Here is a 26613-nt window from a genome sequence, read left to right as displayed (position 1 = left end):
GGCCGGCCGCTCACGGGCGGATGAGAATGCAGCGAAAATCGTTCACGTTGGTCAGGGTCGGCCCCGTGACCACGAGCCTGTCGAGTTGCGCGAACGCCGTGTAGGCGTCGTTCGTCTCCAAATGGGCAGCGAGGTCGATGCCCTTTGCGCGGGCGCTCTCGAACAAGCCGCTGTCGAACCAGGCTCCCGCGTTGTCCTCGGACCCGTCGATGCCATCGGTGTCGCAGGCAATGGCAGAGACCCCACCCTCCCCTTTCAGGGAAAGGGCCAGGGACAGCAGGAACTCGGCATTGCGGCCGCCCCGCCCCTGGCCGCGGACCGTCACGGTGGTCTCGCCGCCGGAGAGCAGGACGCAGGGCGCGCGGGCAGGCTCTCCGTGCATCAGAGCGGAGTGCGCGATGCCGGCCATGACGCGCCCCATCTCCCGCGCCTCCCCTTCGAGGGCATCGCCGAGGACGAGGGCGTTCAAGCCCAGCTCGCGCGCCTTCGCAGCCGCCGCATCGAGGGCCATCTTGGGGGTCGCCAGCATGTGGACGGCGCCTCCCTCCACAGGCTCCGTGACGGCGTTCGACCGGATGGCCCCTACGATGTGGCTTGGAACATCGATGCCGTATCGGCGCAGGATCGCCAGGGCGACCTCCGGGTCGACCCGCTCGGGGATCGTCGGCCCAGAACCGATGCTGGCCGGATCGTCGCCCGGCACGTCCGAGATCAGGTAGGTGACGAGTTGCGCCCTGGCGGCCGCCACCGCGAGCCTGCCTCCCTTGATGGCCGAGAGCGACTTGCGCACGAGGTTCATCTCGCCGATGGGCGCGCCGGACTTGAGCAGGGCGCGGTTCAGCGCCTGCTTGTCGGCCAATGTCACGCCCTCGGCGGGAAGCGACAAGAGCGCGGAGGCTCCGCCCGACATCAGGCAGACCACGAGATCGTCGGGTCCCGCCTCCTGTGCGAGCGCGAGGATCCGTTTGGCCGCCTCTAACCCGGCCTCGTCGGGAACGGGATGAGCTGCCTCAACGATCTCGATCGATTGCGTCGGCACCGCGTGCCCGTAGCGCGTGACTACGAGGCCCTGGCAGCGTCCGCCCGCTCCGGCCCAGGCTTCCTCGAACACGGCCGCCATGCGGGCGGAAGCCTTGCCGGCTCCGAGGACGATGGTGCGCCCCTTGGGCTTGCCCGGCAGGCAGCCGTCGAACTTTCCATCGGGAAGCGCCGCCTTCAGGGCCGCTTCGAACAGGGCATGGAGGATGTCGTGATCGTTTGGCATGCGGTCACTTTACGTGAGAAATCCCGCCCGTGAAGCCTCCCGGGCTCAAGGTTCAAGGCGCTTGGATCCTGCCCCTCGGTCGTGCTTAAAGACCACCCTTAGCCGTCTCATCAGACGACCACTCTCGCTCACCCGCAAGGAAGCTTCTGCCGATGCCTCAGTCCAGGCCCTCCCCCGCCTGCCGCACTCCGGAGTGCGGAATATGACACCTCTGTCTCAGCTGCCGCTTGAGGCCGCGCGCTCCGTTCGCGTGGTGCTGACCGACATCGACGACACGGTGACCACGGAAGGCATCCTCACGGCAAAGGCCTATGGCGCCCTCGAGCAGTTGCACCGCGCGGGCTTCATCGTCATCCCCGTCACGGGCCGGCCTGCAGGCTGGTGCGATCACATCGCCCGGATGTGGCCGGTGGATGCGGTGGTGGGCGAGAACGGCGCCTTCTACTTCCGCTACGATCGCGAGCGGAAGACGATGGAGCAGCGCTTCTGGGCCATCCCCGAGGAACTGAAGCAGAACCGGATGAGGCTCGATGCCGTCGAAAGGGAAGTGCTGGCAACGGTGCCGGGCTGTGCGCTCGCGAGCGACCAGGCCTATCGCCTGGCAGATCTCGCCATCGACTTTTGCGAGGACGTGCCAGCCCTGCCCGAGGCGGAGGTGGACCGGATCGTGTCCATCTTCGAGAAGGCCGGAGCCCAGGCCAAGGTCAGCTCGATCCACGTCAACGGCTGGTTCGGCGACTACAACAAGCTCAGCATGGCCAAGACCCTGCTGGCCGACGTGTTCGGCCTGGATTGGGAGCAGGCGAGGAAAACCGTGGTCTATGCGGGCGACTCGCCCAATGACGAGCCCATGTTCGAGGCTTTCCCCATGAGCATAGGCGTCGCCAACATTCAGGCCTTCGCGCACCGGCTGAAGCATAAGCCCGCCTATATCGCGAACGGGCATTCGGGCGACGGCTTCGCGGAACTCGCCGGCCTGCTGCTCAGGGCAAGAGGCGCATAGGTCTCGAACCCGCCGGACAAGAAAAAAAGCCCGGCATTGCCGGGCTTTTTGCCGTTACAGGCCTGCGAGGCAGACGTACTTGATCTCGAGGAAGCCTTCGATGCCGTACTTGGAGCCCTCACGGCCGAGACCCGACTGCTTCACGCCGCCGAACGGCGCCATCTCGTTGGCGAGCGCCGGCGTGTTCACCCCCACCATGCCGCTCTCCAGGGCCTCCGCCACCCGCCAGACGCGGGCCATGTCCTTGGCATAGAAGTACGACGCCAGGCCGTATTCCGAGTCGTTGGCCATCGCGATCACCTCCGCCTCGTCCTTGAAGCTGATGATCGGCGCCAGCGGCGCGAAGGTCTCTTCCTTCGTCACCTTCATCGCTTGCGTCACCCCGGCCATCACCGTGGGCTCGAAGAACGTGCCGCCCAGCTCCGAGCGCCTGCCGCCGGCCAGCACCCGGCCGCCCTTGGACAGCGCATCGGCCACGTGGTCCTCCATCTTGGCCACGGCGCGATCGTCAATCAGCGGCCCCATGGTGACGCCGGCCTCCGTGCCGCGCCCGAGCTTCAGGCCCCGAGCCTTCTCGGCCAGCTTTGCGGCAAACGCCTCCGCGACGCTCTCCTGCACGTAGATGCGGTTGGCGCACACGCAGGTCTGCCCCGCATTGCGGAACTTGGACAGCATGGCGCCCTCCACGGCCGCATCGAGATCCGCATCGTCGAACACGATGAAGGGCGCGTTGCCGCCAAGCTCCAGCGACAGGCGCTTGATGCCGTCGCCGGCCTCACGCATGAGCCAGCGGCCCACATTGGTGGAGCCGGTGAACGTGATCTTGGCCACCTTCGGGTTGCGGCAGAACTCCTCGCCGATGGGCTTGGCGTCGTTCGTGGTGATCACCGAGAAGGCGCCCTTGGGCACCCCGGCCCGCTCGGCCAGCACGGCGAGCGCCAGGGCCGAGAGCGGGGTCTGGGCCGCGGGCTTGAGCACCATGGTGCAGCCGGCCGCCAGCGCCGGGCCGACCTTGCGGGTGATCATGCCATTGGGAAAGTTCCAGGGGGTGATGGCCGCGCATACGCCCACGGGCTGCTTGAGCACCACGATGCGCTGGCTGGGATTGGCGCCGGGAATGACGTCGCCGTCGATCCGCTTGGCTTCTTCCGCAAACCACTCGATATAGGCGGCGTTGGAGACCACCTCGCCCTTGGCCTCGGCAAGCGGCTTGCCCTGCTCGGTGGTGAGGATGAGGGCCAGATCGTCGGCGTTTGCGATGATGAGGTCGTACCACTTCCTCAGGATCTGGCTGCGCTCCTTGGCGGTGCGCTTCGCCCAGTCCTTCTGCACCGCGTGCGCCGTGTCGATGGCCCGGCGGGCGGCGTCCGCCCCGAGATCGGGCACCTCCAGGATGAGCGCCCCGTCGAAGGGATCGGTGACGGGTATGGTGCGGCCGTCGGGAGCATCCACCCACTCGCCCGCCACATAGGCCTGCCCCACCAGGAGCGACGGATCGCGTAACTCTAATGCACGCCGATCCACAGGTTTCATTTGCGCCGTCATCAGGAAGCTCCCGTAGAATTCCATGAGAAAAATGCCGAGGCAGATATAAGCCGTGCCCCCGGACTTGTGAACCGCAGGCGATGCGGGGCTGGACTGCCTCGGGAACAGCCGCGTTTGGGGGGCATCGGCGGCCAGCACCTCGAAATTAGGCCGAAAATCAAGGAGATCTGCGACTTAAGGATGACCGCCCTTTGCATTGATCGCGACCGAAGTGACTGTACCTTTCACACCATCGCCCGCATGCCAAGGCTGCGGCTCCAGCAAAGGCAGATCAATCTGCCAAGAATAAAGGGAAGGAAAGCGATGCGCGTTCTCAATAAGCTTCTGTTCGCCCTCAGCTGCACGGCTCTGGCCTCTTCTGCCCATGCGCAGCAGGTCTCCGACGGCGTAGTCAAGATCGGCATCCTCAACGACCAGTCCGGCGTCTATGCCGATTTCGGCGGAAAGTACTCCGTCGAGGCCGCCCGCATGGCGGTGCAGGATTACGGCGGCAAGGTTCTCGGCGCGCCTGTCGAGGTCGTGAGCGCCGACCATCAGAATAAGCCGGATGTCGCCGCCAGCATCGCACGCCAGTGGTACGATACGGAAAAGGTCGACGCCATCATGGAGCTGACGACCTCCTCGGTGGCTCTGGCGGTTCAGGGCCTGTCCAAGGACAAGAAGAAGATCACCATGACGACCGGTGCGGCCACGACCGACCTCACCGGCAAGCAGTGCTCGCCCTATGGCTTCCACTGGGCCTACGACACCCATGCGCTCGCGGTCGGCACCGGCGGCGCGCTGGTGGAGAACGGCGGCAACAAGTGGTTCTTCCTCACCGCCGATTACGCCTTCGGCTACTCCCTCGAGGATCAGACCTCGAAATTCGTGAAGTCGAAGGGCGGCGAAGTGGTCGGCGCCGTGCGCCATCCGCTGGCGGCGACCGACTATTCGTCCTTCCTGCTCCAGGCCCAGAGCTCCGGCGCGAACGTCATCGGGCTGGCCAATGCCGGCCTCGACACCGCGAACGCCATCAAGCAGGCCGCGGAGTTCGGCATCACCCAGGACGGCACGCGTCTCGCGGCGCTTCTCTTCACCCTGGCCGAGGTGAAAGGCTTAGGGCTCAAGGCTGCGCAGGGCCTGACCCTCACCGAGGGCTGGTACTGGGATCAGAGCGACGAGAACCGCGCCTTCGCCAAGAAGTTCATGGAAAAGACCGGCCGCATGCCGAACATGATCCACATGGGCACCTACTCGGCCGTGACGCAGTATCTCAAGGCAATCGAGAAGGCCGGCACGGATGCCACCGAGCCGGTCGCCAAGCTCCTGCACGAGATGCCCGTCCAGGACGTCTTCGCCAAGAACGGCAAGGTGCTGCCGAACGGCCGCATGGTCTACGACATGTATCTCTTCCAGGTGAAGAAGCCGGAAGAGAGCAAGGGCGAGTGGGACATGTACAAGCAGCTCGCCAAGATTCCCGGCGACACGGCCTACATGAAGGCTGCCGAGAGCGGCTGCCAGCTCACCCAGTAAGCATCTCGAACGAGGTGGGGCGGCATATGACGCCGCCCCACCTCTATTGTTGTCCGGCGGTGGCTGGACAGAGCACGATGCCTGATCCAACCATCGCCCCATCCAGAGAGTAGCGGCCGAACCCTATGGTCAGTACGCAACCCATCCTCAGCGCCACGGGGCTCACCATGGAGTTTCGCGGCTTCGTGGCCGTGAACGACGTGACCCTGTCCGTCAATGAGGGCACGATCCATGCCCTGATCGGCCCCAACGGCGCCGGCAAGACCACTGTTTTCAACCTTCTCACGAAGTTTCTCACACCCACCCGCGGACGGATCACGTTCAGGGGCGCCGACATCACGGGGCTGAAGCCTGCCGAGGTCGCGCGTCTCGGCCTCGTGCGCTCGTTTCAGATTTCGGCGGTGTTCCCCCACCTGACCGTGCTCGACAACGTGCGCGTCGCTCTGCAGCGCCCCTCCGGCCTCGCGACGCAGTTCTGGCGCTCATCGAATGCCCTCTCCACCCTCGACGAGCGGGCCATGGAGCTGATCGATGCGGTCAATCTCTCGTCCTATCGGGATCTGACCGCCTCGGAGCTGTCCTACGGCCGCAAGCGGGCGCTCGAGATCGCCACGACCCTGGCGCTCGACCCGGCCATGCTCCTGCTCGATGAGCCCATGGCCGGCATGGGCCATGAGGATATCGGTCGCATCTCCGACCTGATCCGCCGTATCGCCCGCAACCGCACCGTGCTTATGGTCGAGCACAACCTGAACGTCGTCGCCGATCTGTGCGACCGCGTCACGGTTCTGGCCCGCGGCGAGATTCTCTCCGACGGGTCCTACGACAAAGTCAGCCAGGATCCGCGGGTACGCGAAGCCTATATGGGAACCGAGCATGAGTAGCGCTCCTCTCCTCGAAGTCCGCGGGCTCAATGCCTGGTACGGCGAAAGCCACGTTCTGCACGGGGTCGATCTCGACATCCGCGAGGGCGAGACCGTCACGCTTCTCGGCCGCAACGGTGCCGGCAAGACCACGACCCTGCGCGCGATCATGGGCATCCTGCGCCGTCGCGAGGGCGTGATCCGCCTGTGCGGCAAGGATCTCCTGAGCCTGCCTCTGCACAAGGTCGCTCAAACCGGGATCGGCTACGTGCCCGAGGAGCGCGGGATCTTCGCGAGCCTCAGCGTTTCGGAGAACCTGATACTCCCGCCGACCGTGTCGGACAGCGGCATGAGCGTGGAAGAGATCTATAAGCTCTTTCCCAATCTCCATGAGCGGCGCTCGAGCCAGGGCACGAAGCTCTCGGGAGGCGAGCAGCAGATGCTCGCCATCGCCCGCGTCCTGCGCACGGGTGCCAAGATCATTCTCCTCGACGAACCGACGGAAGGCCTGGCTCCCGTGATCGTCCAGCGCATCGGCGACGTGCTGATGGCGCTCAAGGAGCGCGGCATGACGATCCTCCTGGTCGAGCAGAACTTCCGCTTCGCCCGGAAGGTGGCCGACCGCTTCTACCTCATGGAGGATGGGCGTATGGTGAACTCGTTCCCCGGGCACGAACTCGATGCGCGCATGGACGAACTGCACGAAGTTCTTGGGGTGTAGAGCAGCATGAATACGATTTTCGGCATTCCCACCCCGGCGCTTTACGGCCAAGTCTTGATCGGCCTGATCAACGGCTCCTTCTATGCCATGCTGAGCCTCGGCCTGGCGGTAATCTTCGGCCTCTTGCGCGTCATCAACTTCGCCCATGGTGCGCAGTACATGCTCGGCGCCTTCGCGGCCTACCTGCTCCTGAACTGGCTCGGTATCAACTATTGGGTCGCCCTTGTCCTGGCGCCCCTGGTCGTCGGCGCTGTCGCCGTCGTCATCGAGCGCACCATGCTGAGCCGGCTCTATGGCGTCGATCACCTTTATGGTCTTCTCCTGACCTTCGGCCTCGCGCTCATTTTCGAAGGCGCGTTCCGCCACTGGTTCGGAGCGGCCGGTCAGCCCTATGCTGCGCCGTCGCAGCTGACGGGCGGCGTCAATCTGGGCTTTATGTTCCTGCCGATCTACCGCGGCTGGGTGGTCGTCGCCTCCCTCGTGGTGTGCATCGGCACCTGGCTTCTCATCGAGAAGACCCGGCTCGGCGCCTATCTTCGCGCCGCGACCGAGAATGCCACGCTGGTTCAGGCCTTCGGGGTGAACGTGCCGCTGCTTCTGACCCTCACCTATGGCCTGGGAGCCGCGCTGGCGGCCTTTGCCGGCGTGCTGGCGGCGCCGATCTATCAGGTTAGCCCGCTCATGGGCTCGAACCTCATCATCATCGTGTTCGCCGTGGTGGTGGTCGGCGGCATGGGCTCGATCCTGGGTGCTATCGTGACCGGCTATGTGCTCGGGGTGCTCGAAGGCCTCACCAAGGTCTTCTACCCGGAAGCCTCGAGCATTGTTATCTTTGTAATCATGGCCATCGTTCTGCTCGTCAGGCCGGCAGGTCTCTTCGGGCGGGAGGAGTAACATCATGGCTGTCGGAACCGAATACATTGCGGAACAGCCCAAGCTGAGCACCTCATCCATGGTGCTGGGCGCAATCGCCATCGCGGCGCTGGTGGCGGCTCCGTTCTTCTTCTATCCCGTCCTCGTGATGAGCATTCTCTGCTTCGCGCTGTTTGCCTGCGCGTTCAACCTGCTCATCGGCTATGTGGGCCTGCTCTCCTTCGGTCACGCTGCCTTCTTCGGCGGCGCAGCATATTTCACGGCCCATGCCGCCAAGGTGTGGGGCTGGGAGCCCTTGTCCGCCATCCTGCTCGGTGCCGCGGGCGCTGCCGTCATGGGCCTCATCATGGGCTTCCTGGCCATCCGGCGTCAGGGCATCTATTTCGCCATGATCACGCTGGCCCTGTCGCAGATGTTCGCCTTCATATGCCTGCAGGTGCCCTTCACCCACGGCGAGGACGGCATTCAGGGCGTGCCGCGCGGGCATCTCCTCGGTATCCTCGACCTGAACCAGCCGCTGGCGATGTACTATGTCACCCTGGCGATCTTCCTCTTCGGCTTCTTCGCCATCTGGCGCATCGTTCATTCGCCTTTCGGCAACATCCTCAAGGCTATCCGCGAGAACGAGCGGCGCGCGATCTCGCTCGGCTACCGGGTCAACCGATACAAGCTCGGCGCCTTTGTGATGTCGGCGGCGTTGGCAGGCCTCGCCGGCGGCACCAAGGCGATTGTGTTCCAGTTCGCGACCCTCACCGACGTCGCCTGGCAGATGTCGGGCGAGGTGATTCTCATGACCCTGCTCGGCGGCATCGGCACCCTGATCGGACCAGTCATCGGCGCAGGCTTGGTGATCGCCTTGCAGAAATACCTGGCAGCTTCCAACTTCCCTGTGACTGTGCTGATCGGCATCATCTTCGTGATCTGCGTGCTGCTGTTCCGCCGGGGGATTGTCGGTGAAATTCTGGAATTCACGAAGCGCAAGCCCAAAGGCGCTGCGTAACTTCAGGGGCATCGGGACCCTGCCGGCGCTCTCAGCAGAGAACGCCGGCTCATTCTATTGAGCTGGACCATGCCAGACAGCGAAACATTCGATTACGTCATTATCGGTGCCGGCTCGGCCGGCTGCGTTCTTGCCAACCGCCTGTCCAAGGATCCGCGCAACGCGATCTGCCTGCTCGAGGCCGGCGGCAAGGACAACTGGATCTGGTTTCACATCCCGGTCGGTTATCTGTTCGCCATCGGCAATCCCCGCGCCGACTGGATGTTCAAGACCGAGGCCGAGACCGGCCTGAACGGCCGCATCCTGAACTATCCCCGCGGCAAGGTTCTGGGTGGGTGCTCCGCCATCAATGCCATGATCTACATGCGCGGCCAGCGCGAGGATTATGACAACTGGCGCCAGATGGGCCTTGAGGGCTGGGGCTGGGATGACGTGAGGCCGATCTTCCGCCACCATCTCGATCACTACCTGGGTGCGGGCGAGCATCACGGCACGGGCGGCGAATGGCGTGTCGAGGCGCCCCGCATGAAATGGCAGATTCTGGACTCCTTCATCGAGGCTGCGGTGGAAGCCGGCATCCCGCGCGTCAGCGACTTCAACACCGGCAGCAACGAGGGCATTTCGTATTTTCACGTGAACCAGAAGAACGGGCGGCGCTGGTCGGCGGCCCGGGGCTTTCTCAGACCGGCGCTGTCGCGCCCCAACCTGAAGGTGGAAACCCACGCCCATGCCACGCGCATCCTCTTCGAGGGAAAGCGCGCCATCGGCGTGGAGATCCGGCAGAATGGCCACTCGCGGCGCATCCTGGCTCGCAAGGAGGTCATTCTGTCAGCCGGCGCCATCGCGTCGCCGCAGCTTCTGCAGCTGTCCGGCATCGGCAACGGCGCCTTCCTGCAGGAGCATGGCATCGAGGTGGTCCATCACCTGCCGGGGGTTGGCGAGAACCTCCAGGACCACCTCCAGCTACGGCCCATCTACAAGGTCAGCGGTGTACCGACCCTCAACGAGCAATACCGCTCTCTGGTCAAGAAGGGCCAAATGGCGCTCGAATACGCCCTCTTTCGCCGGGGGCCGCTCACCATGGCACCCTCGCAGCTGGGGGCCTTCACCCGCTCCTCGCCGGATTACGCCACCCCGAACCTCCAGTTCCACATCCAGCCCCTCTCGCTCGACAAGTTCGGCGAGGATCCGCACCCCTTCCCGGCCTTCACGGCGAGCGTGTGCAATCTGCGGCCCACCAGCCGCGGGACAGTTCGGATCCGCAGCGGCAAGGCGGGAGAGCCGCCGGCCATTCGTCCGAACTATCTCTCGACGGAAGAGGACCAGCGGGTGGCCGTGGATGCCCTGCGCCTCGTCCGCAGCATCGTGGCCATGCCGGCGCTGCAGAAGTACCGCCCCGAGGAGTACAAGCCCGGGGCTCAACTCACCACGGACGACGAACTGCTGAACGGCGCACGCGATATCGGCACCACGATTTTCCACCCTGTCGGCACCGCCAAAATGGGCACCGACAGCGATCCCATGGCCGTGACGGATGCGCGCCTGAGGGTCCGGGGCATCGAAGGGCTTCGCGTGATCGATGCCTCCGTCATGCCGGCGATCACAAGCGGAAACACCAACTCCCCCACGCTGATGATTGCCGACAAGGGAGCCGCCATGATCCTCGAGGACCAGGCGAGGGATCAGGCTCCCGTCCTTCGCTCGGCATGAGCCACAGGACATCCCGGTTTGATCGCTCATAAAAGAAAGGGAGCCGGAGGCTCCCTTGAACGACTCTCTTGAGCTACGAGCGCACTAACTGGCGGTGGCCCCCCGGCTCGCAGACAGGTGGCTCGCAGCCCAGATTGCCGCTTGAGTGCGGTTCTTGGCCTGGATCTTCCGCAGGATGGCTTTGACGTGGACTTTCACGGTCGCTTCCGTGATGTCGAACTTGCGCGCAATGATCTTGTTCGAGTCGCCGTCCATCAGGCACCGCAGGATGACGGTCTCCCGGACGGACAGGCCCTTTGCCGGAGGGCTCAGCTCCTGCGGCCCTTCCGGGGCCGAAGCCTGCTTGCTCTGCTCCTCACGAGCCTCCTGATCGCGCAGGAGATCGAGGATCGCACCGGGGAAGATGGCCTCTCCCAGGAGGACGAGATCCAGCGACTTGACGAGCACCTCATAAGATATTGTCTTCTTGAGGTAGGCATCCGCACCCGAACGGAAGGCCGTGAGCACGTTGGCTAGGTCGTATTGTTCGACCAGCATGATCACTTTTGCGTTCGGGTTCTGCTCTTTCAGCAGCTTCGTCTGGCGGCAAAGCTCCTCGTGATCCCGGCTCGCATCGGCAATGAGAACAACCGTACCGCTGTCGGGACCGCACTGGGAGCTGACCTCATCGAGGCTTCCTGCCGCAACCGAAGGGGCATAGACCGTTTCCGACAGAATTCGTCTCAGCCCCTCCCTTAACAGGGCGTTCGGCTCGACGAGAAATGTCCTGATAGGTCTGATGGCAGCGTGGTCTGCCGATGAGGGCTCAACCGAACGTGCCAACTCCATATACCTGGAATATGCAACATCCTTGGCCGAAGAGGCCCCTGGATGAGGAAGGCTATCAAGATCGTAGCTGTTCCGCATTGCAGATGCCTTTCTGGTCTTGATTCGGTGAGGCAAAAAGTAAATATTCCCTTAAGTTATCTAGCTTATAATCTTATTAGAAGCAATCAATGCCCATTCAAAACTTTTTAACAATCATTCATCAAAAGGTATAAATAGATATTCTGTAACGTAATTCATGTATTACATAGTTACCTGTCGACGATTTGCGGCATGGGAAACTGAATAGTACTGACCATCAACTGCTAAGGAATGTTATAGCCGCAGGGGATCTGCCTGGCGCCTTAGGGGCTAGGCACGTTAGTGCAAAACAAGGCACTCTCTCTTCAGGCAATCCAGTGCCCGCCTGTTCTCCCACTCGCACGCAGGATGCGGTTCAGCAGGGCATGCTGGCGCTACGCTCTCGCGGTGCTATTTCCTCTCAGAGAGGCCCCACCACGACAGCTTCAGGGACTGGCACGACAAGTCAATCGTGCCGGCATTTTCCAATGAGTTTCATCCATGAACGCGCATGTTTAGAATGCGCCCGAGCGAGCACCTTGTATCGACAGTTTGTCACCGGAAAGGAGCGACGCGTCGTCACCTGCACCACCGGAGAGATGACTGACGGCCCACATGGCCGCCTGCGTCCGATTGGCAACCCGGATCTTGCGGAGGATAGCTTTGATGTGCACCTTGACCGTTGCCTCAGCGACATCGAGCTTGCGCGCGATCACCTTGTTGGGCGCTCCCTGCATGAGGCACTGAAGTATTTCGGCTTCCCTGCTCGAAAGCGTTCGTATGGGCGACTCGTGGCTCTCAAAGCCCACAGGCGCATGAGTGGGAGGAACCGTGATCACCGACGTCTCCTTCCAAGCATCATTCTCGGATCGGACGTCCGAGATGGCATGAAGGAATGCAGCCGACGGGAAAACCACCTCGCCCAGCATGACAAGATCAAGGTACTTGATCAGGGCCTCGCATCCTGTCGTCGTGAGGCAATAGCCGTCCGCCCCAGATTGAAACGCCAAGGTCATGTCGTCGAGAACGAAGCTGTCGGAGAGAACGACTACTCGTGCATGAGGATACCGCTCTTTGATCGAGCCTACCCCATCAGCCAGTCTCGATGGATAGAGATTGGCATCGAGAATGACGAGAAGTGACGAACCCGGCAGGTTCTGATCCAGAACGATTTCGCCGCGCGTCATACTCTCCGAATGCAACTTGAAGCGCGTGCTTGAGAGAACGTGCTTCAAGCCTTCACGGAGCATGGAGTTCTTGCAGCCCAAGACAGTGGTGACCGGCAACAGGTTCGACATGTTTTGTGCCTTTTCCGCAGAGATTACCTCCAATTCTACAATTTAGCGGCCTGCTAGCTACCCCTGATAAAGAGGTAAATAACTATGCTTAGGAGGTAGAAAAAGCAGATCGGTCAGGCATGATGACCGTTCAAAGTTAATCTTGATCGTCGCATGTGGAGTGGTTCTGTAGTCAGCACCTCAATAAATACACTCTATATCTGCATACTTTCTCAATGAGATGATCATCTCCCTATCTACATGGATAAAACAACATTCGCTCAAAAAGAGCAGTTCATTTTAGCAGGGGAGCAAAGGCCTGTTCCTGATGCGGAAACGAGCACGGAGCATCCGGCATGTGCTGCATCACATGGTTCAATGAATGATAGCCACAAGCCGTTTTTCTAGCGGACCTAGATCACTGCACGGTCGCTTCGCTTGCTTGGTCCGTGGCTTTGGCCGGCTCCTTGACGGAGTTCGTCGTGCCCGGCTCGGTCATTGAACTCAGCGCCACGGCGGCGAGAGGATAGCCGCTCTCCCGAGCGCTCGTCATGAGTTCGACGGCCTTGCCGAGATCGGCCGTGACGCCTACCCCCGATTGATACATGAGTCCCAGCTTATACTTCGCTTCGGGACTCCCCGCATCTGAGGCCTCCTGCAGCAGGGCGGCCGCCTTCTCTGGCGAAGCATCGGCTCCGATTCCTTCCGAGTAGGCATGCGCCAAGCCAATGAGAGCTTCGGTGTTTCCCGCCGCCCTCGCTTTCTCCAGGGCTGCGACAATCTCGGAGACGAGCTCTCCGGACGGCCGCAGCGCAAGCAGACGCGAGAGGCTTTGCCCAGCGGCAACATTGTCCTTGTCCTGCGCGGCAAGGCTGTACCACTGCACCGCGCGCCGCCGATCTTCCACATCCGTACTGCCGGAAAGTGCATTGGCGAGATGAGTGGCCGCGCCACTGTCGCCCCGCTCGGCGGCAACCCGGATCAGGTGGCCCGCAGCGTCGCGATCCTGGATACCGCGCGTCCCTCTCTCGAGATCGAGAGCAACCTGATAGACAGTGCTGGGCTTGATCTGTGCCGCGCGTTCGAAGAACCGGAGAGCGGACGGCATGTCCTTTACCCCTTCCGTGCCCAGTACGAGAGCCCATCCGATGTCGAGAAGGGTGCTCCGCTGGCGCCCCTCATTCACGCCTTCCAGCCACTTCAGGGCTGTCGCTTCGTCGCGCTCGAGCCCACGTCCCGTACCATAGGCATAGGCCGCATGTGCCATGCCTCGCTCGTGCCCGACTCGTGCAGCCCACAGGTACCATTCCGCCGCCTTCTTCGTATCGGCCGGAACACCGTCGCCGCGGTCATACATGGCGGCAACAGCGAGAACCGAACTCGATGCACCGCGAAGAGCCTCGTACCGGAAGCGCCGTTCGAGCTTTGCGCGATCGGCATCGCCGAGAATGATCTGATGGCGAGCCATGATCTTGGCCATGAGGCGGGTCGCCTCACGGTCTCCGCGGGCGGACGCGATCTTGGCGGCATCGAGGCCTGTCACGAAGTCCTGCGTTTCCATCTCCGCCGTCAGCGCCTTCTGCCCCAGCTTCAACAGACGCACGGTGGACATGGCCCGGAGTTGCGCCTGGCTCGGCGCCGCGGCCGGCACGGCGGCCTGGGGTGATCTCGGCTTCGACCCGCTGCCCGAACTGGAAGCCGCCATCGCCGCGGGCGCAAGGCCCGCGATCAAAGAGCTCAGGAGCACAATCTGGGCTGCTCTCGTCATTTGTCTCTCCTACGGTCTGTATAGACGGCTGCATGCACTGGGCGTTCCAAGGGTCGGCTCACTTCCGGGTCGCCCCCTCGGCCGTCTTCAACCACTCCTGCGCCGCGACGGGGTCGACATCCGTTCCGAAGCCCAAGGTCATGGCGAGGCTCAAGCCTTGCATGGCCTCTGCATCGCCGGCCTGTGCGGCACGTTGCAGCCACTCCGTGCTGGAGCGGGCCGAAAGTTCGACGCCATAGCCGGAGGCATAGGCCCGCGAAAGCTCCTTCATCGCAGCAATGTCACCGGCTTCTGCAGCCTTTCGCAGCCAGGAGGCGCCGACATCCGGTTGTGGCGACGTCCCCAACCCGAGCTGCAGGCTGCGGCCGTACTCGCGCATGGCAGATGGAACGCCGCCCTCCGCGCTCTTCTTCAGGGCGGCAACGGCCGCGACTCCCTCGCCGCCAGGGGTGGCGGCAAGGCGGGACAGATCGGCCGCCACGCTGCCGTCGCCGTGGTGCATAGCCTTCGACAGCCACTCAACGGCCATCTGCATGTTCCGCTCGCCGAGCTGACCGGATATGTAGCCGCGTCCGAGGTACCGCATGGCATCGACCCGCCCGGCATCGGCGGCGAACCTGATATGGGCGATGGCCGCCTCTTTGTCGGCCCATCCGCCAACGCCGTCGATCATGGCCCGCCCCGCCATGAACGACGTTACAGGATCTTTTGCGCCGCCCTGGAGATTGCCGATGGCCTTCTCCATCCAGTGTCGCGCACGTTCATCATGCCGGGGGCCGGCTGCCTTGTGATAGGCCTGCGCCAGTTCGATCATATCCCTCGTTGCGCAGACCGGACTCGCCTCGGCGCGAGCAAGCCAGCGTGCCGCTTCCGCATCCTCCTTCGCAGCAGACGCAAGCGCGATGACCGCCCGTGCATTGCCCGTCTCCGCAGCGGCTCTCTTCCATTCCTGCGCACTCCTGCCGGTCGGGGAGAGCAATTCGCCCGGAACGTCGGAAAGCGCCAGCATGGCTGCAGCATTGGCGGAGGCTGCGGCCGCCTGGAGAAGCTGCACGCCTTGCAGCATATCGGCCCTGTTCTCGCGCTGCCCGATCAGAAGACGGCCGAGTTCCAACTGGGCGCCCGGCTCACCCTCCCGTGCAGCCTGTTCGAGAAGCGTCCTTGCCGCGCCGACATCCTGATTTTCTTCTTCACCGCTGAGGATCCTGCGAGCCATGAGGAGCAGCGCGCGGGATCGTCCCTCCCCCGGCGCGAGCGCAGCATCCCGCCAACGGTCGGCCGCTTTTTGATCTTGCTTCACACCCTGGCCCGAGCGCAGGGCATGAGAAAGCAGAACCATGCTTTCCCGGTCGCCTCGCTCCGCGGCGCGAAGGAGGGAGGCTGCGCTCTTCCTGGCTGTCGCCTCGTCAGAAACATCTTGAGAGGCAACAGCCAGAATGCTGCGGATATGCCCCATCTCCGCTGCGCGGTCCAACCAGGCCCGCGCCTGAGAGGGATCGGGCGCAACGATTGCGCTGCAGGCATACAGATCCGCAAGAGCGCCCATGGCGTCAGGATCGTTGCGGGCAGCCGCTTCCTTGAGCAACCGCAATGGCTCCTCGGGGCGCCCTTCCTGCGGATGGCTGAGCAGAAGCTTCGCCATGTCGGTCAGGGCGCCGACATCGCCCCGATTGGCGGCTTGGCGATAATAAGTCAGCGCCGACCCGACATCAGGCTGGCCATTCACGCCAGCAGCATAGAGCCGCGCAAGATTGACGAGAACACTTGTGCTGTGACCCGGCAGCCGGCTCGCTTTCAGGAGGGCATCTGCAGCCTTCGGCAGATCTTGGCCAGCTCCGAACTCTCCGCGATAATGCCGCGCAAGAAGCTTATACGCTTCAGGATCGGCATTGAGGCCGGCCCGCTCCAGCCATGCGATGCCCTTCGAAACATCCTTCGGCGCTTTATCTCCGAGCATGAGGCGCTCGCCGAGCAGCGTCATGGCACGCGGCTTTCCGCCTTCCGCGGCCCGCTCGAGATGAGAGATGAAGCGGTCCGGGGCAGCCTTGGCGCGCTCCTGCAGATAAATCTCGGCAAGAGCCAAATCGGCGTTGATGTCGCCTTGGCGGGCACCGGCCTCGAACCACTTGATCGCTTCCTGGACGCCTCCAGGGACGAGGCTTTCGTCGCTGAGGATCAGTCCAATACGGTAAAGCGCGGAGCAACGGCCTCTGCTCAGGTCGCCATGAAGGGACTGCAGGGCAAGGTTGACGAGGTCGTTGGTTGCGGTCTGAGGCGCCGTGCCGAGACGTCCGCTGCGCTGAAGCCGCGCCAGGCCGAGGAGGCCATCCACATGGCCTGCCGTGGACGCCGCACGAAGGAGGCGCTCCGCCTCCGCAAGACTGGCATTCCCGATCCGGCCCTCCTCATGCAGCTCGGCCAGGAGAACGGACGCATCCAGGTTCAGCATGGATGAGGCGGTCGCAAGATGTGCTGCGGCTCGCTCGGGATCGACAGGTCCTGCAATCGGGTCGAGAAGCAGCTTGCCGAGGCGGTAATGCGCCCGGCCTCGCCCCGACCATGCCCGCTCCGAAAGGTCTTCGAGCAGACGTTTCGCCGTGACCGGGTCGCGCTTGAGAGTAGCGCTGCCTTCCGCATACGCCACGGCCGCGTCATACATCTCTTCGGGATCGACAACCGGCTGCGACTTGTCCCACTTGCTCCAATCCCGCGTCAGGAAGGGTTTGGGAGCCGGTGTGCAGATCTTACTGAAATCCGAGGTTGGTGCCAGCGCCTGCGAAGGCGCGACCTGGGCTCCGGCAGAGCCCGCGAAGACCATGAGCGCAGTCAATGCCGTGCCGGCAAAAGTCGCAAGGGATTGCACCATGACGTTTCCTGCTTTCGTGCTGGGAGAGCGGGTGAGGATCGTCATTGTCACGCTCCGTTCTGCCTGAACCTGTCCCGAGGCCGGCTGCCTCATGCTCATTGCCACAGCGTCAACCTCTCATCCTGGCTCGGCCGGCGACACGGCGAGCTTCTGAAGAGCCTTGGCCGCCTGCGAATGCCCGGCCTGCGCAGCCTTCTCGAGCCATTCGCGAGCGGCTGCCTTGTCCTGCTCCGACGTTCCCTGCCGATGGCGGACAGCGAGGCGGTACATGGCGGCGGCATGGCCGCTCTGCGCGGCCTGCTTGAGCCACCGCTCGGCCTCGCGCGCATTCGGCCTCGTGCCGATGTCGTGAAGACGGTGGAGCTCGAACATCGCATCCGGCGAACCGAGAGAGGCAGCCCGCTCCAGCCACACCTTGGCGAGAGCCGGGTCGGCGAGGGTGCCGAAGCCCTTCATCAAAGCGCGCGCTACTTCGATCATCGCCGGCTGTGAGCCTGCCTCCGCCGCGCGAAGATAGGATGCGAACGCCCCTTCCGCATCGACCGTTGCGGCGAGGCCGGACAGCTTCGCGCTGCCGAGTTGAACCTTCGCCTCGATCACTCCGGCTTCGCCCGCGCGGGAAAACCAGTAGTCGGATTTCTTGCTGTCGCGGTCCACTCCGGCGCCGTAGAGATATGCGGTGCCAAGTCGAACCTGTCCGTCAGGATCTCCCTGACGGGCGGCCTGGGCGTAGAACTCGGCGGCCAGACGCCTGTCCGGATCGACGCCGTCGCCACGGGCATAGGCATCGCCCAAGGCGATCTGGATCTTGGTGTCACCTGGCTCTTCGCTGTAGATCTCACGATAGAGGGCGAATGCCCGAGTTGGATCGCGCTGCAAGCCGTCACCGTCCCGATAGGCCTTGGCCAGAATGAAGCGCGCTCTGTCGTGCCCGAGCTGAATGGCGCGGCGGAACAGGGCTTCGGCCCGCGCCGGGTCGCGTTGCACGCCGCCCCCCTGCAGGAGCGCCGTTGCGAGCAGCGTCATGGCTTCGGCGTTGTTCTTCCGGACCAGTGCCTCCAGCGTGGAAGAGCCGTGCTCGATGGATCCTGCATCGGGAAGCCGCAGATACATCGAAGCGATCCGGCTGGCCTGCTCGTCGTCCTTCGCCATGGCCTTTTCGGCAAAGGCGAGCCACCGACGCGCGGCGCTCTGCTGCTCCACTGTTGCCTGACCGGAAAGATAGAGCTCCGCCAAGCTCAGGGCGGCTTCCGCGTTGCCGCTGTCCGCGGACTTCTTGAGCGTCATCTCGGCGAGCGTTCGCTCACCGCGGACGAGATAGAGCTTTGCCAAGGCAATGTGAGCGTTGGTATCGCCGGCGCGGATTGCCTTTTCCAGCGCATCGCGGGCCAGGCTGAAATGCCCCGGCCCTCCGGCGCGGGAGTAGAGGGAGCTCAGCTCCACCATGGCAGCACCGCTGCCGGCCGCCGCCGCGCGGCTGAACCACGTTGCAGCGAGCGCTTGGTCCTGCGGCACTCCCCTGCCCTCGTTGAACATCTTGCCAAGGCGGACCATCGCAATGGCGCTGTTGGCTTCCGCTGCCTTGCGGTACCATTCCAGGGCCCGCGGTGCCTCGAGCCCTGCGGAACGCCCAGCATAAACATCGCCAAGGCGGATATACGCGACAGGAGATCCGCTCTCGGCAGCTCGCCGGTACCATTCCATGGCTGCATCTTGCGACGCCGGAACCCCTTGGCCCAGCATCAGCGCGTCTCCCATGGCGACGGTTGCCTTGACATGACCACGCTCGGCCGCAGTTCTGAGACGGTCGATGGCCGACCGGAGCATTGCTTCCGTGACCGCTTCCTGGTGGCTCAGGGCGGTACGGGCGAACTCGTAATAGGCCGTGGTGTTGTCGCTGATCGCCGCCTTGTCGAAGAGCTTGAGGGCAAGCGGCACATCACGGTCGATTAGAACGCCATCGCGAACGTGGCGCCCGAGAGCCAGGAGCGCCGTGACATCATCCTCCACCCGCTGCAGCGCCTCGAGCAGGAGCCCCTTGGCAGCCGCGCGTCCTTCATCGCCATACTGGCTGCGGATCTCCGCTGCCAGAACCAGCGCGCGGGGCGCCTTCGTTTCGATGGCACGGTTGAGCCACAGTTCCGCGACGCCGTTCTGAACGCCGAGAGCGGCCCCATTGTAGGGATCTTCCGCCAGGATCATGGCAGCCTCGACCGAGCCGCGTTCGGCAGCCTTCTCGAAAGCCTTGCGGGCCTCCTGCGGCTGGCGCAGGGGCGCCTTCGGATCGGCACGCAGACGCCCCAAGCGCAGGGCGGCCTCAGCGTCGCCGAGTTCGACGGCCCGCTGGTACCATTCAACCGCGGCGCTCAGGCGCTCCGGCCCGTCACCCGTCGTCCGGTAGTGATCGGCCAGAGTTCTCGCCGCCTCCGCCGATCCCTGCCTGGCCTCCTGGAAGAGCACCCGCAGGCCTTGCGTTGCGAACACGTTCGACTTGGCAGGATCGGTCTCCAGGCGCGCGAGAGCGAGGCCCGACGGCCCGTGCTCCGAGCGCAGGGCGATCTGGTAAAGATTTTTCGCCGCCTCGATGTCGCGCTTTCCCCCAGCACCGGATTCCATCAAGCCGGCCAGAAGGAAGGCCGCCTCGTTGTTCTGCATCGTTGCAGCCCGGCGCAGGAGGTCCATCGCCTTTTGAATGGAAGACTGGTCCTTGTCGCGCGACAGGATGAGCTTGGCGCGGCGCACGGCTGCGGAAGGCCAGTGGGCTCCCGGCACTGCGAGCGCCTTGTCGTAGAGGCGCTCTGCCTCTTCGGGGCGGCGAACTTTCAGAGGATTGGTTTCGCTGACTGGAACCCCATCCTGGAGCAGCTGCGCCTGCTCGACGAGAGCCTCGGGATCGCTCCGCTGCTTCAACGCCTCCATCTTCGCCGTCACGGCAAGGTAGCGGGCCTTGAGTTCCGCGCTCCCCGAGTCCTGAGCGTGAACGGCTGGCGCCGACAGAATAGCCAGGAGCGCGACAGTGCCGGCGAGGAGCGATTTGGTTCTCATCATCAACGCCCCCAGAAGCATGTGGCATTGCCGCCAACGAACTCATCGATGAGCGGCCGATCCGAACGAAGGTTGCGGACGAACAACGCTTTCAGCCGTTTCGTCGCAAGACCTGTGCGATCCCTCGCCACCAGGGGTTCGGTCCACGCCATGTAGTGACGCCCGTGGCTGCGTTTCGTCATGAAGCCCAGATCCTGGCGACGGGCATCCGTCTCTCCGCCCGGGATGTAGTTCTCGGACGCATAGGCCATGACGACGCTGGGCTCCACGATGCCGTTGAGGAGATAGGACAGGATGCGGTCGAAGTTCGCCTCCTTGGCCCGAAGGTCATAAAGGTTGGTGCCGCGCGTGGCAGCCACCTCCGCCATGACGGTCAGGCTCGACAGAGACTGGCGCATGTACCAGAGAGCCCTGGCGCCTCGCCTGGTTTCCAGGGCAAGGCTTCCGTCATTGCGCGCCTCCGCCAGGATGCTCCGGTATCGGTCATGGCCTTTTGCATAGAGGGTCTCATCCCCGCTGACGGATCCCCATGTCATCAGCAGGCTGTCTGCGAGATCGCGGTGATTGTTGCGGTCGACAACGCCGTCAAAAGTCCGATCCGTTTTGCGGACCAGTGGATCGATCCACTCGAACAGCTCCCGCTTCTGCCCCTCGTCCAACCCGCGTTGCAGGACGGAATAGGCCACGACGGTCGGCAGAAGCACGCGCTTCAAGGCGTAATAGGCGTCGTGCTCGACCTCGGTGTTGGCGAAAGCCTTGGATTTAGCCCAGGTGAGCAGAAGATCACGGAGGGCGGCTTCCGAAGCTGCATCGCCCGCAAGCGCCCGTCCGGTGAGCACCATGACGGCCCAGGCGTAATCATTGGCAGCCCCGTCTGTGCCGTAGCCCTGGGTAGCCTTGAGGCTCTCAACGGGCTTGAGGCTGCTCCAGGCAGGATCGCGTGGCACGGCAAGACAAGCCGCGCGCGCGCTTGTGAAAGCTGGCTGCCCCAGTGCGGCTCTGCGAAATTCCACGTCGAAAAGTCCGTGTCCCTTGGTCTGAGCGTAGGAGGAACCGATCGTCAGAACATTCAGCAGAAGGACGATGAGAACCGGTTTCATGCTGCTCCTATATGCCTTGAGGCGTGCTGGAGAAGGCACGATGCTGGATGCTTCCGTCGACATCGGTGCAATCGGATCCTCCCTGAGGGCCAAAAACCTGCAACTCGCTGCCCCCCTCGAAGAAGCCTTGATCCCTTAGGCGGCACACCGAAACGGGCTTTGCCGGGCGGCATGTGCTTGCGACGACCACATCGGAATGAGAAGTAAGGCGCAGGATCTGACCTTCCAGCCCACGAATGTCTCCACCGAGAAGACGACGGGATTGCTTGACGAACCTGTTCGACGACATCGACAGGCTCGACACCCCTTGGGCGTTGATGCCGACGCCATTGGCCGAAAATCGGTTGTGCCTGAGAGACAAGCTGGTCAGCGGAAGATAGCCGGCGAGATCAGGATTCTGGCTTGCTCCACCCTTCTGGGCCAGGATGTTGGCGATGTAGGCGCGGACTCCGGAATTGGCATTGGCTTCGATGCGGTTGGAGTAGGCCCCCACATCGATGCTGTTGCGCACCTTCAGCCCGTCTCTCCTGTTGCTCGCAAGATAGTTGTTGGTGAGAATGTTGCAGGAGCTCTCGAACACGCTCACTCCGTCCTGCTCGTTGCGGAAGGAGCTGTTGGCATGGATGACATTATTCGTGCTGTTGCGGTCGAGGACAATTCCCGACCCGGCATTGTCGAACGACATATTGCCGATGACCAGCCCGTCATTGACCTCACGCGAGATAGTGATGCCGTGCCGTTGTTTCGTGCCATAGACCGTGTTGAGAGCAATCGTGGTCTCTCTCGTGCGATCATGAGTGTCCAGAGCATAAACGACGTTGTCGCGGAACTCGTTGCCGACAACCTGGATGCGCTCGGCCTCATAGGCATGGAAGCCGAAGTGAAGGTTGTGGAGCACGCTGTCCACCACCACGCCTGTGGGGCGCGCCTGGTCGCGCAGTTCCGCCACCCGCTCCGGTCCCGACGAGTAGCTCAACCCAAAGGAGTTGGCGTTGTCATATCCGAGCGCCACGAGAGTGGACGACGCCACGTTCATGCGCCCGTCTCCCCAGGTGAGGAGGAAAGGCCGGAACTTTGCGGGCTCGTCAGTGTCGGCCCAAAGGGGCTGCTTGGACGTCTCGTCGTAGCCGACGACTTCTGCGTCGACGATGTGAACATTGCCAGCATTGACGATGAAGGCGCCGGCGTCCGCACTCAGTCGATAGACCGGGCTGTCAAGACGGGACAGAATGAGCGTGGCTCCGGGGGCGACGAAAATCGGCGCACGCACCGTCACGGCGTCGGTGCCATGTTCGATGAGGTCCCGCGCGTCGGTGCCCTGCATCTGGCGAGCCACCATTCCCAGGGTCGCAACACCACTCTGAACCACGATAACCCGCGGCGAGGACAGGCCCTGATGCCGGATCGCCTGCTCCAGGCGCGCACCTCCCTGCTCGTCATCCTCGAAGAACTTCGCAATGTAGGGATTGTGGTTCGCGAAGGTGCTCCCGACCACTGCATCGGCGGGCCATGGCGTGCCGGCCCTGATGGTTTCGGCCGTCACGAAGCTCTGAGGGAGCTGCCCCACCGCACTTCTGGACTGACCGGCATCACCCGTCAGGAGCGCAAGGCCCCTTCGGGTTTGGATCTCCTGGGTTTCGTCCTCAGGCTCTTCGGAAACGGATGCGACCGTCTGCACGTCCTCCGGTCCGCCACTATCACGCTCCTCTTCCGAAGGACGCGCGAGACGTTCAGTCTGCAATTCTGCCAAGCGCCGGAAAGACGCCCGGCGAAGGCGCCTGTCCTGGATCGAGCGGATCAGGTCGGCTGCGTGAATGCCACCGCCCGGGAGAGCCGCGAGTTCGAGCGCAATCTCCGCCTTGTCCTCATCGGATTCGACCTTCTTGATGCCACGCAACAGCAAAGCATCGGGGATTTCCCCACGCCGCCTTTTTTCGACCAGATCCCTTGCTTCGGTTGCAACGATCAATTGTTCTGCGCGCGTGCGAATGCCGCCGTCGGCGATGCTTCCGGCGATTTCACCCGCCCGAGCCTTGCTCACCTCCACTGCGAGAGACCTGACGATCTCCAGGAGTGCCTTGTCGCGCGCGCCTGCTTCCTGCCCCTCGGCTACCCGCACGGCTTCGTCCAGGACTCTACCGCTCAGTTCTCCCTTGTCTTGCCGCCGCGCCTGACGCGCGACTTCAGAGAGAGCCGCAAGCCTTTCCTCCGCATTCTGGATACGCTCGGCCAACGGCAGTACCTGACTGAAGTCGCCGGACCAGGCGTGAGCGTTGACGACAGACGCGAGAACACGGTCCGCATCCTTCGTGTCGGTGAGGTCGGGAATGACCTGCATGGCGGCGGCAGTGTCTCCGGCCTTTGCCTTTGCCCGTGCAATGCCGCTCAATGCATGCGAGCGATGGTCTTTGTCGACGATGCGTGGAAGCAGGACCTCGGCATCGGCCACCCGCCCGCGATCCGCCAGCTTCTTCGCCAGATCCCCGAGCGCGGACGATCCCTCTAGGTCGGACCCGACCCGCGCAGCATAGCGCAATGCCTCGTCCAGGCGCTCGGATCGGGTGAGTGCGCTGATGATATTGGGAAGTACGGCACGCTGCTGGGCTTCGCTATAGCCATCGACTTGCCGTGTGCCTGCGGTCAGAAGCTGACCGGCCATGGCGTCGTAGCCGGCCTGCTTCAGGTCGGCGGCCAATCTCAGCTGAATGGCAACCTTGCCAGGGCGGTCCTGCATGGTGTTGAGGATGCTGGAAGCCCTGAGGGCGACGCCTCGATCGACATAATTCCTGACGAGCGTGCCGATGGCCTTTTCCTGAGAGCTCGGGCTCACCATTCCCTGGGCCGCTGTAAGAGCCGCCCTGTCATCCTGCCGGGAAATCGCAGCTTCGGCCAGGCTGGAGAGCAGTTCGTCCCTTGCCTTGCTGTCCAGAAGGGAGAGGGCCATGAGGGTGCTTCCGGAGAGATCTCCCGACTCCAGACGCCTCTTCGCCTCTGCCGCCAACTTGGCGTCCGCGGCCTTCTCCCAGGGGCTGCCTTTAAGCTGGAGTCGCGCCAGCTCGTGGCGCGCATGGGCGCGGTCGCGGGACAGAGCAATTCGATTGACCGCCCGGTCCGCAAGAACCATGCCCGACGGCCCCAGCCCCGCTGCGACGCGGGCAGCTGCCTTGTAGGCTCCCCCTTGCGTGCCTGGCTCGGAAATCTGATCGGCCGCCTCCATGGCGAGGGAGGCATATCTCAGTGCACGATCCTGAGCGCCGGCCTTCGCATAGGCCTGAGCGAGATCGACGAAAGCGGCGGATCGGTAGGCGGGCGATCTCTGCTCGCTGGCAAGCTGATGAAGCAACACACCGACTTCCACGCGATCCGCAGTGGATGTGGCGCCCGCAATGTCACCGAGGGAGGACTGCAGAAGGAAGGAGCCGAGGATATCGTGGCTCAATCCGTCGTCCGCGAGCCGCATGAGTTCGGCACGGGCTTCATCGCGCAGCTCCGCCGAGCCTGCATTGTCTTGGCCGGCGAATTTCTCGAGCAGCTTCACCCTGGCCCTTGCGACCTGATAGAACCCGGACTTCTGCTTCAGGCTCGCGCCATTTTGATCAGCGGAAAGAAAAGCCTGACGCGCCTCCTCCGCAAGGCGCGAGACCTCATTGCCGCCCTGCGCCATGGCGCCGGGAGTCAGCGCCATGGACATGAACAGGAGGGCAATACGCAACCGGCGTCGACCGTCAGATCGTGACGATGCGGTCATACTGATCCTCCAGACGCACGATGTCGTCCTCGCCGAGATATGTGCCGCACTGGACCTCGATCAGGTGGAGCTCTTCGTCGCCGACATTCTCGAGCCTGTGCACGTCGCCTTTCGGGATGTAGACCGACTCGTTGGCCGTCATGAGGAAGACCTTCTCGCCGACCGTGACGCGGGCTGTTCCCGAGACGACCGTCCAATGCTCCGAGCGATGGTGGTGGTATTGCAGCGACAGCTGCCCTGCCACATCGACGATGATGTGCTTCACCTGGAATGTCTCGCCGACGCGAAGAGACTCGTATGAGCCCCACGGACGCCGCACTCTCTTGTGCAGGTTGGCTTCCGGGCGCTTCGCAGCGGCAAGTTCGGCGGCGAGCCGGCCGACATTCTGGGCCTGGTCCAGGGAGCTTACGAGCACGGCGTCAGCCGTATCGATCACGACGACCTTCTCGACGCCCATGACGGCAACAAGCCTGGAGCTTCCGGCGACATAGCTGTTGCGCACATCGTGCAGGAGCGTGTCTCCGCGGGAGACATTCCCGTTGTCGTCCTTGCCTCCCACGTCCCACAGGGCCGACCAGGACCCGAGGTCGCGCCATTCCGGCGCGACAGGAACGCAGACCAGCCGGTCGCTTCGCTCCATGACGGCATAGTCGATCGAGATGACCGGAGCCGTGTCGAAATCGGCGGCGAGGCGGATCGTGTCGTTGCCGCGGTGGGCCGTGGAAAGAGCCCGGCGGGCGCAGGCCAGGACGTCCGGCTCATACCGTTCGAGCTCCTCCAGAATGGTCCGAGCCGTGAACATGAAGATGCCGCTGTTCCACAGATGACGGCCTTCGGCCACCAGCGCCTCTGCTGCGGCTTGCTTCGGCTTCTCGACGAAGCCCGCGACCTTGAAGCTGGCTTCGTCGAAAGCCTCACCGACTTCGATATATCCAAAACCCGTTTCGGGATGGGTCGGACGGATACCGAAGAGAACGATCTGGCCCTGGCGTGCTGCCATGGCGGCTCGCGATACCGCCTGCGTGAACACTTCAGTCTGCTCGATGACGTGATCGCTGGGGGCGACGAGCATCAGCCGGTCCGGATCCTCTTCCGCAATCAGAGCCGCGGCGGCCGCAATGGCAGGGCCCGTGCTGCGAACGCATGGCTCGACCAGGAGCCGAGCCGTCCCCTTGCTCAGCTGCCCGATCTCCCGCAATGCGAGATCGCGATGGTTGGTGTTGACGACGATCAGAGGCTCGGCGTACTGCTCCGAGCGAAAGCGCTGAACCGTCTGCTGGAACAGGCTTTCGTTGCCGGACAGTGCATGAAATTGCTTTGGCTCACTGGACCGCGAAATCGGCCATAGACGGGTGCCCGAGCCGCCGCACATGAGAACCGGAATGATATTGTCCATTGTTGATCTCCAGAAAATCCAAGTGATGTCCTCCGGT

At 63.4% G+C, this 26613-nt stretch carries 17 protein-coding genes; 7 read left to right on the top strand and 10 right to left on the bottom strand.

Annotated features, from left to right (window positions below):
* Positions 1–10 precede the first annotated feature (10 nt).
* The gene (locus tag JAO75_RS04585) at positions 11–1264 is read right to left on the bottom strand and encodes a glycerate kinase type-2 family protein (RefSeq protein ID WP_199047065.1); all 1254 of its coding nucleotides are present in this window, start codon (positions 1262–1264) and stop codon (positions 11–13) included.
* A 202-nt stretch (positions 1265–1466) separates the two neighbouring features.
* Here JAO75_RS04585 and JAO75_RS04580 point away from each other — a divergent pair, with 202 nt between their 5' ends.
* The gene (locus JAO75_RS04580) at positions 1467–2267 is read left to right on the top strand and encodes an HAD-IIB family hydrolase (RefSeq protein WP_199047063.1); all 801 of its coding nucleotides are present in this window, start codon (positions 1467–1469) and stop codon (positions 2265–2267) included.
* A gap of 54 nt (positions 2268–2321) precedes the next feature.
* On the opposite strand, the gene JAO75_RS04575 is transcribed toward JAO75_RS04580, so the two are convergent.
* Positions 2322–3812, bottom strand: a complete 1491-nt coding sequence (locus JAO75_RS04575; protein WP_199047061.1) for an NAD-dependent succinate-semialdehyde dehydrogenase — start codon at positions 3810–3812, stop codon at positions 2322–2324.
* Positions 3813–4115: 303 nt separating this feature from the next.
* Here JAO75_RS04575 and JAO75_RS04570 point away from each other — a divergent pair, with 303 nt between their 5' ends.
* From JAO75_RS04570 to JAO75_RS04545, 6 genes are all read left to right on the top strand, one after another.
* Positions 4116–5324 carry an ABC transporter substrate-binding protein gene (locus JAO75_RS04570; protein WP_199047059.1) on the top strand — a complete coding sequence of 403 codons (1209 nt, stop codon included), beginning with the start codon at positions 4116–4118 and terminating at the stop codon, positions 5322–5324.
* Positions 5325–5449: 125 nt separating this feature from the next.
* Entirely contained in the window at positions 5450–6208 is a 759-nt protein-coding gene (locus JAO75_RS04565; protein WP_199047058.1) for an ABC transporter ATP-binding protein, read from the top strand.
* Positions 6201–6908 (top strand): ABC transporter ATP-binding protein, encoded by a 708-nt coding sequence (locus JAO75_RS04560; protein ID WP_199047057.1) that lies wholly within the window; start codon positions 6201–6203, stop codon positions 6906–6908. The genes JAO75_RS04565 and JAO75_RS04560 overlap by 8 nt, the downstream gene beginning before the upstream one ends.
* Positions 6909–6914: 6 nt before the next feature.
* A complete protein-coding gene (locus JAO75_RS04555) occupies positions 6915–7802 on the top strand; it encodes a branched-chain amino acid ABC transporter permease (protein WP_199047056.1) in 888 nt (295 codons plus the stop codon).
* Between the two features lie 58 nt (positions 7803–7860).
* On the top strand, positions 7861–8781 hold the full coding sequence (locus tag JAO75_RS04550) for a branched-chain amino acid ABC transporter permease (protein ID WP_246742377.1): 921 nt from the start codon (positions 7861–7863) through the stop codon (positions 8779–8781).
* Between the two features lie 69 nt (positions 8782–8850).
* Positions 8851–10491, top strand: coding sequence for a GMC family oxidoreductase (locus tag JAO75_RS04545; RefSeq protein WP_199047054.1), 1641 nt, complete (start codon positions 8851–8853; stop codon positions 10489–10491).
* A gap of 84 nt (positions 10492–10575) precedes the next feature.
* Here JAO75_RS04545 and JAO75_RS04540 read toward each other — a convergent pair whose 3' ends face one another.
* The 8 genes from JAO75_RS04540 to JAO75_RS04505 all read right to left on the bottom strand — a co-directional run bounded on the left by JAO75_RS04540 (position 10576) and on the right by JAO75_RS04505 (position 26576).
* A complete protein-coding gene (locus JAO75_RS04540) occupies positions 10576–11313 on the bottom strand; it encodes a response regulator transcription factor (protein WP_199047053.1) in 738 nt (245 codons plus the stop codon).
* A 578-nt stretch (positions 11314–11891) separates the two neighbouring features.
* Complete coding sequence (locus JAO75_RS04535; protein WP_199047051.1) at positions 11892–12674, bottom strand: LuxR C-terminal-related transcriptional regulator; 783 nt, start codon at positions 12672–12674, stop codon at positions 11892–11894.
* Between the two features lie 397 nt (positions 12675–13071).
* Positions 13072–14421, bottom strand: coding sequence for a tetratricopeptide repeat protein (locus JAO75_RS04530; RefSeq protein WP_199047049.1), 1350 nt, complete (start codon positions 14419–14421; stop codon positions 13072–13074).
* Positions 14422–14479: 58 nt separating this feature from the next.
* Positions 14480–17332: a tetratricopeptide repeat protein gene (locus JAO75_RS04525; protein ID WP_199047047.1), complete on the bottom strand. Its 2853-nt coding sequence runs from the start codon at positions 17330–17332 to the stop codon at positions 14480–14482.
* Positions 17333–17404: 72 nt separating this feature from the next.
* The gene (locus tag JAO75_RS04520) at positions 17405–20335 is read right to left on the bottom strand and encodes a tetratricopeptide repeat protein (protein WP_199047045.1); all 2931 of its coding nucleotides are present in this window, start codon (positions 20333–20335) and stop codon (positions 17405–17407) included.
* Positions 20335–21432, bottom strand: coding sequence for an alginate lyase family protein (locus tag JAO75_RS04515; RefSeq protein WP_199047043.1), 1098 nt, complete (start codon positions 21430–21432; stop codon positions 20335–20337). The genes JAO75_RS04520 and JAO75_RS04515 overlap by 1 nt, the downstream gene beginning before the upstream one ends.
* 7 nt (positions 21433–21439) lie before the next feature.
* Entirely contained in the window at positions 21440–25180 is a 3741-nt protein-coding gene (locus JAO75_RS04510; RefSeq protein ID WP_199047041.1) for a right-handed parallel beta-helix repeat-containing protein, read from the bottom strand.
* A complete protein-coding gene (locus tag JAO75_RS04505; RefSeq protein ID WP_199047039.1) occupies positions 25158–26576 on the bottom strand; it encodes a mannose-1-phosphate guanylyltransferase/mannose-6-phosphate isomerase in 1419 nt (472 codons plus the stop codon). Before JAO75_RS04505 ends, JAO75_RS04510 begins: the two co-directional genes overlap by 23 nt.
* Positions 26577–26613: the final 37 nt, after the last annotated feature.

This window comes from Microvirga splendida, assembly GCF_016427565.1.
In the GTDB taxonomy this organism is placed as follows: domain Bacteria; phylum Pseudomonadota; class Alphaproteobacteria; order Rhizobiales; family Beijerinckiaceae; genus Microvirga; species Microvirga splendida.
The sequence above is the reverse complement of the archived record's forward strand: the minus strand, read 5'-3'. Positions and strand labels throughout refer to the sequence as shown.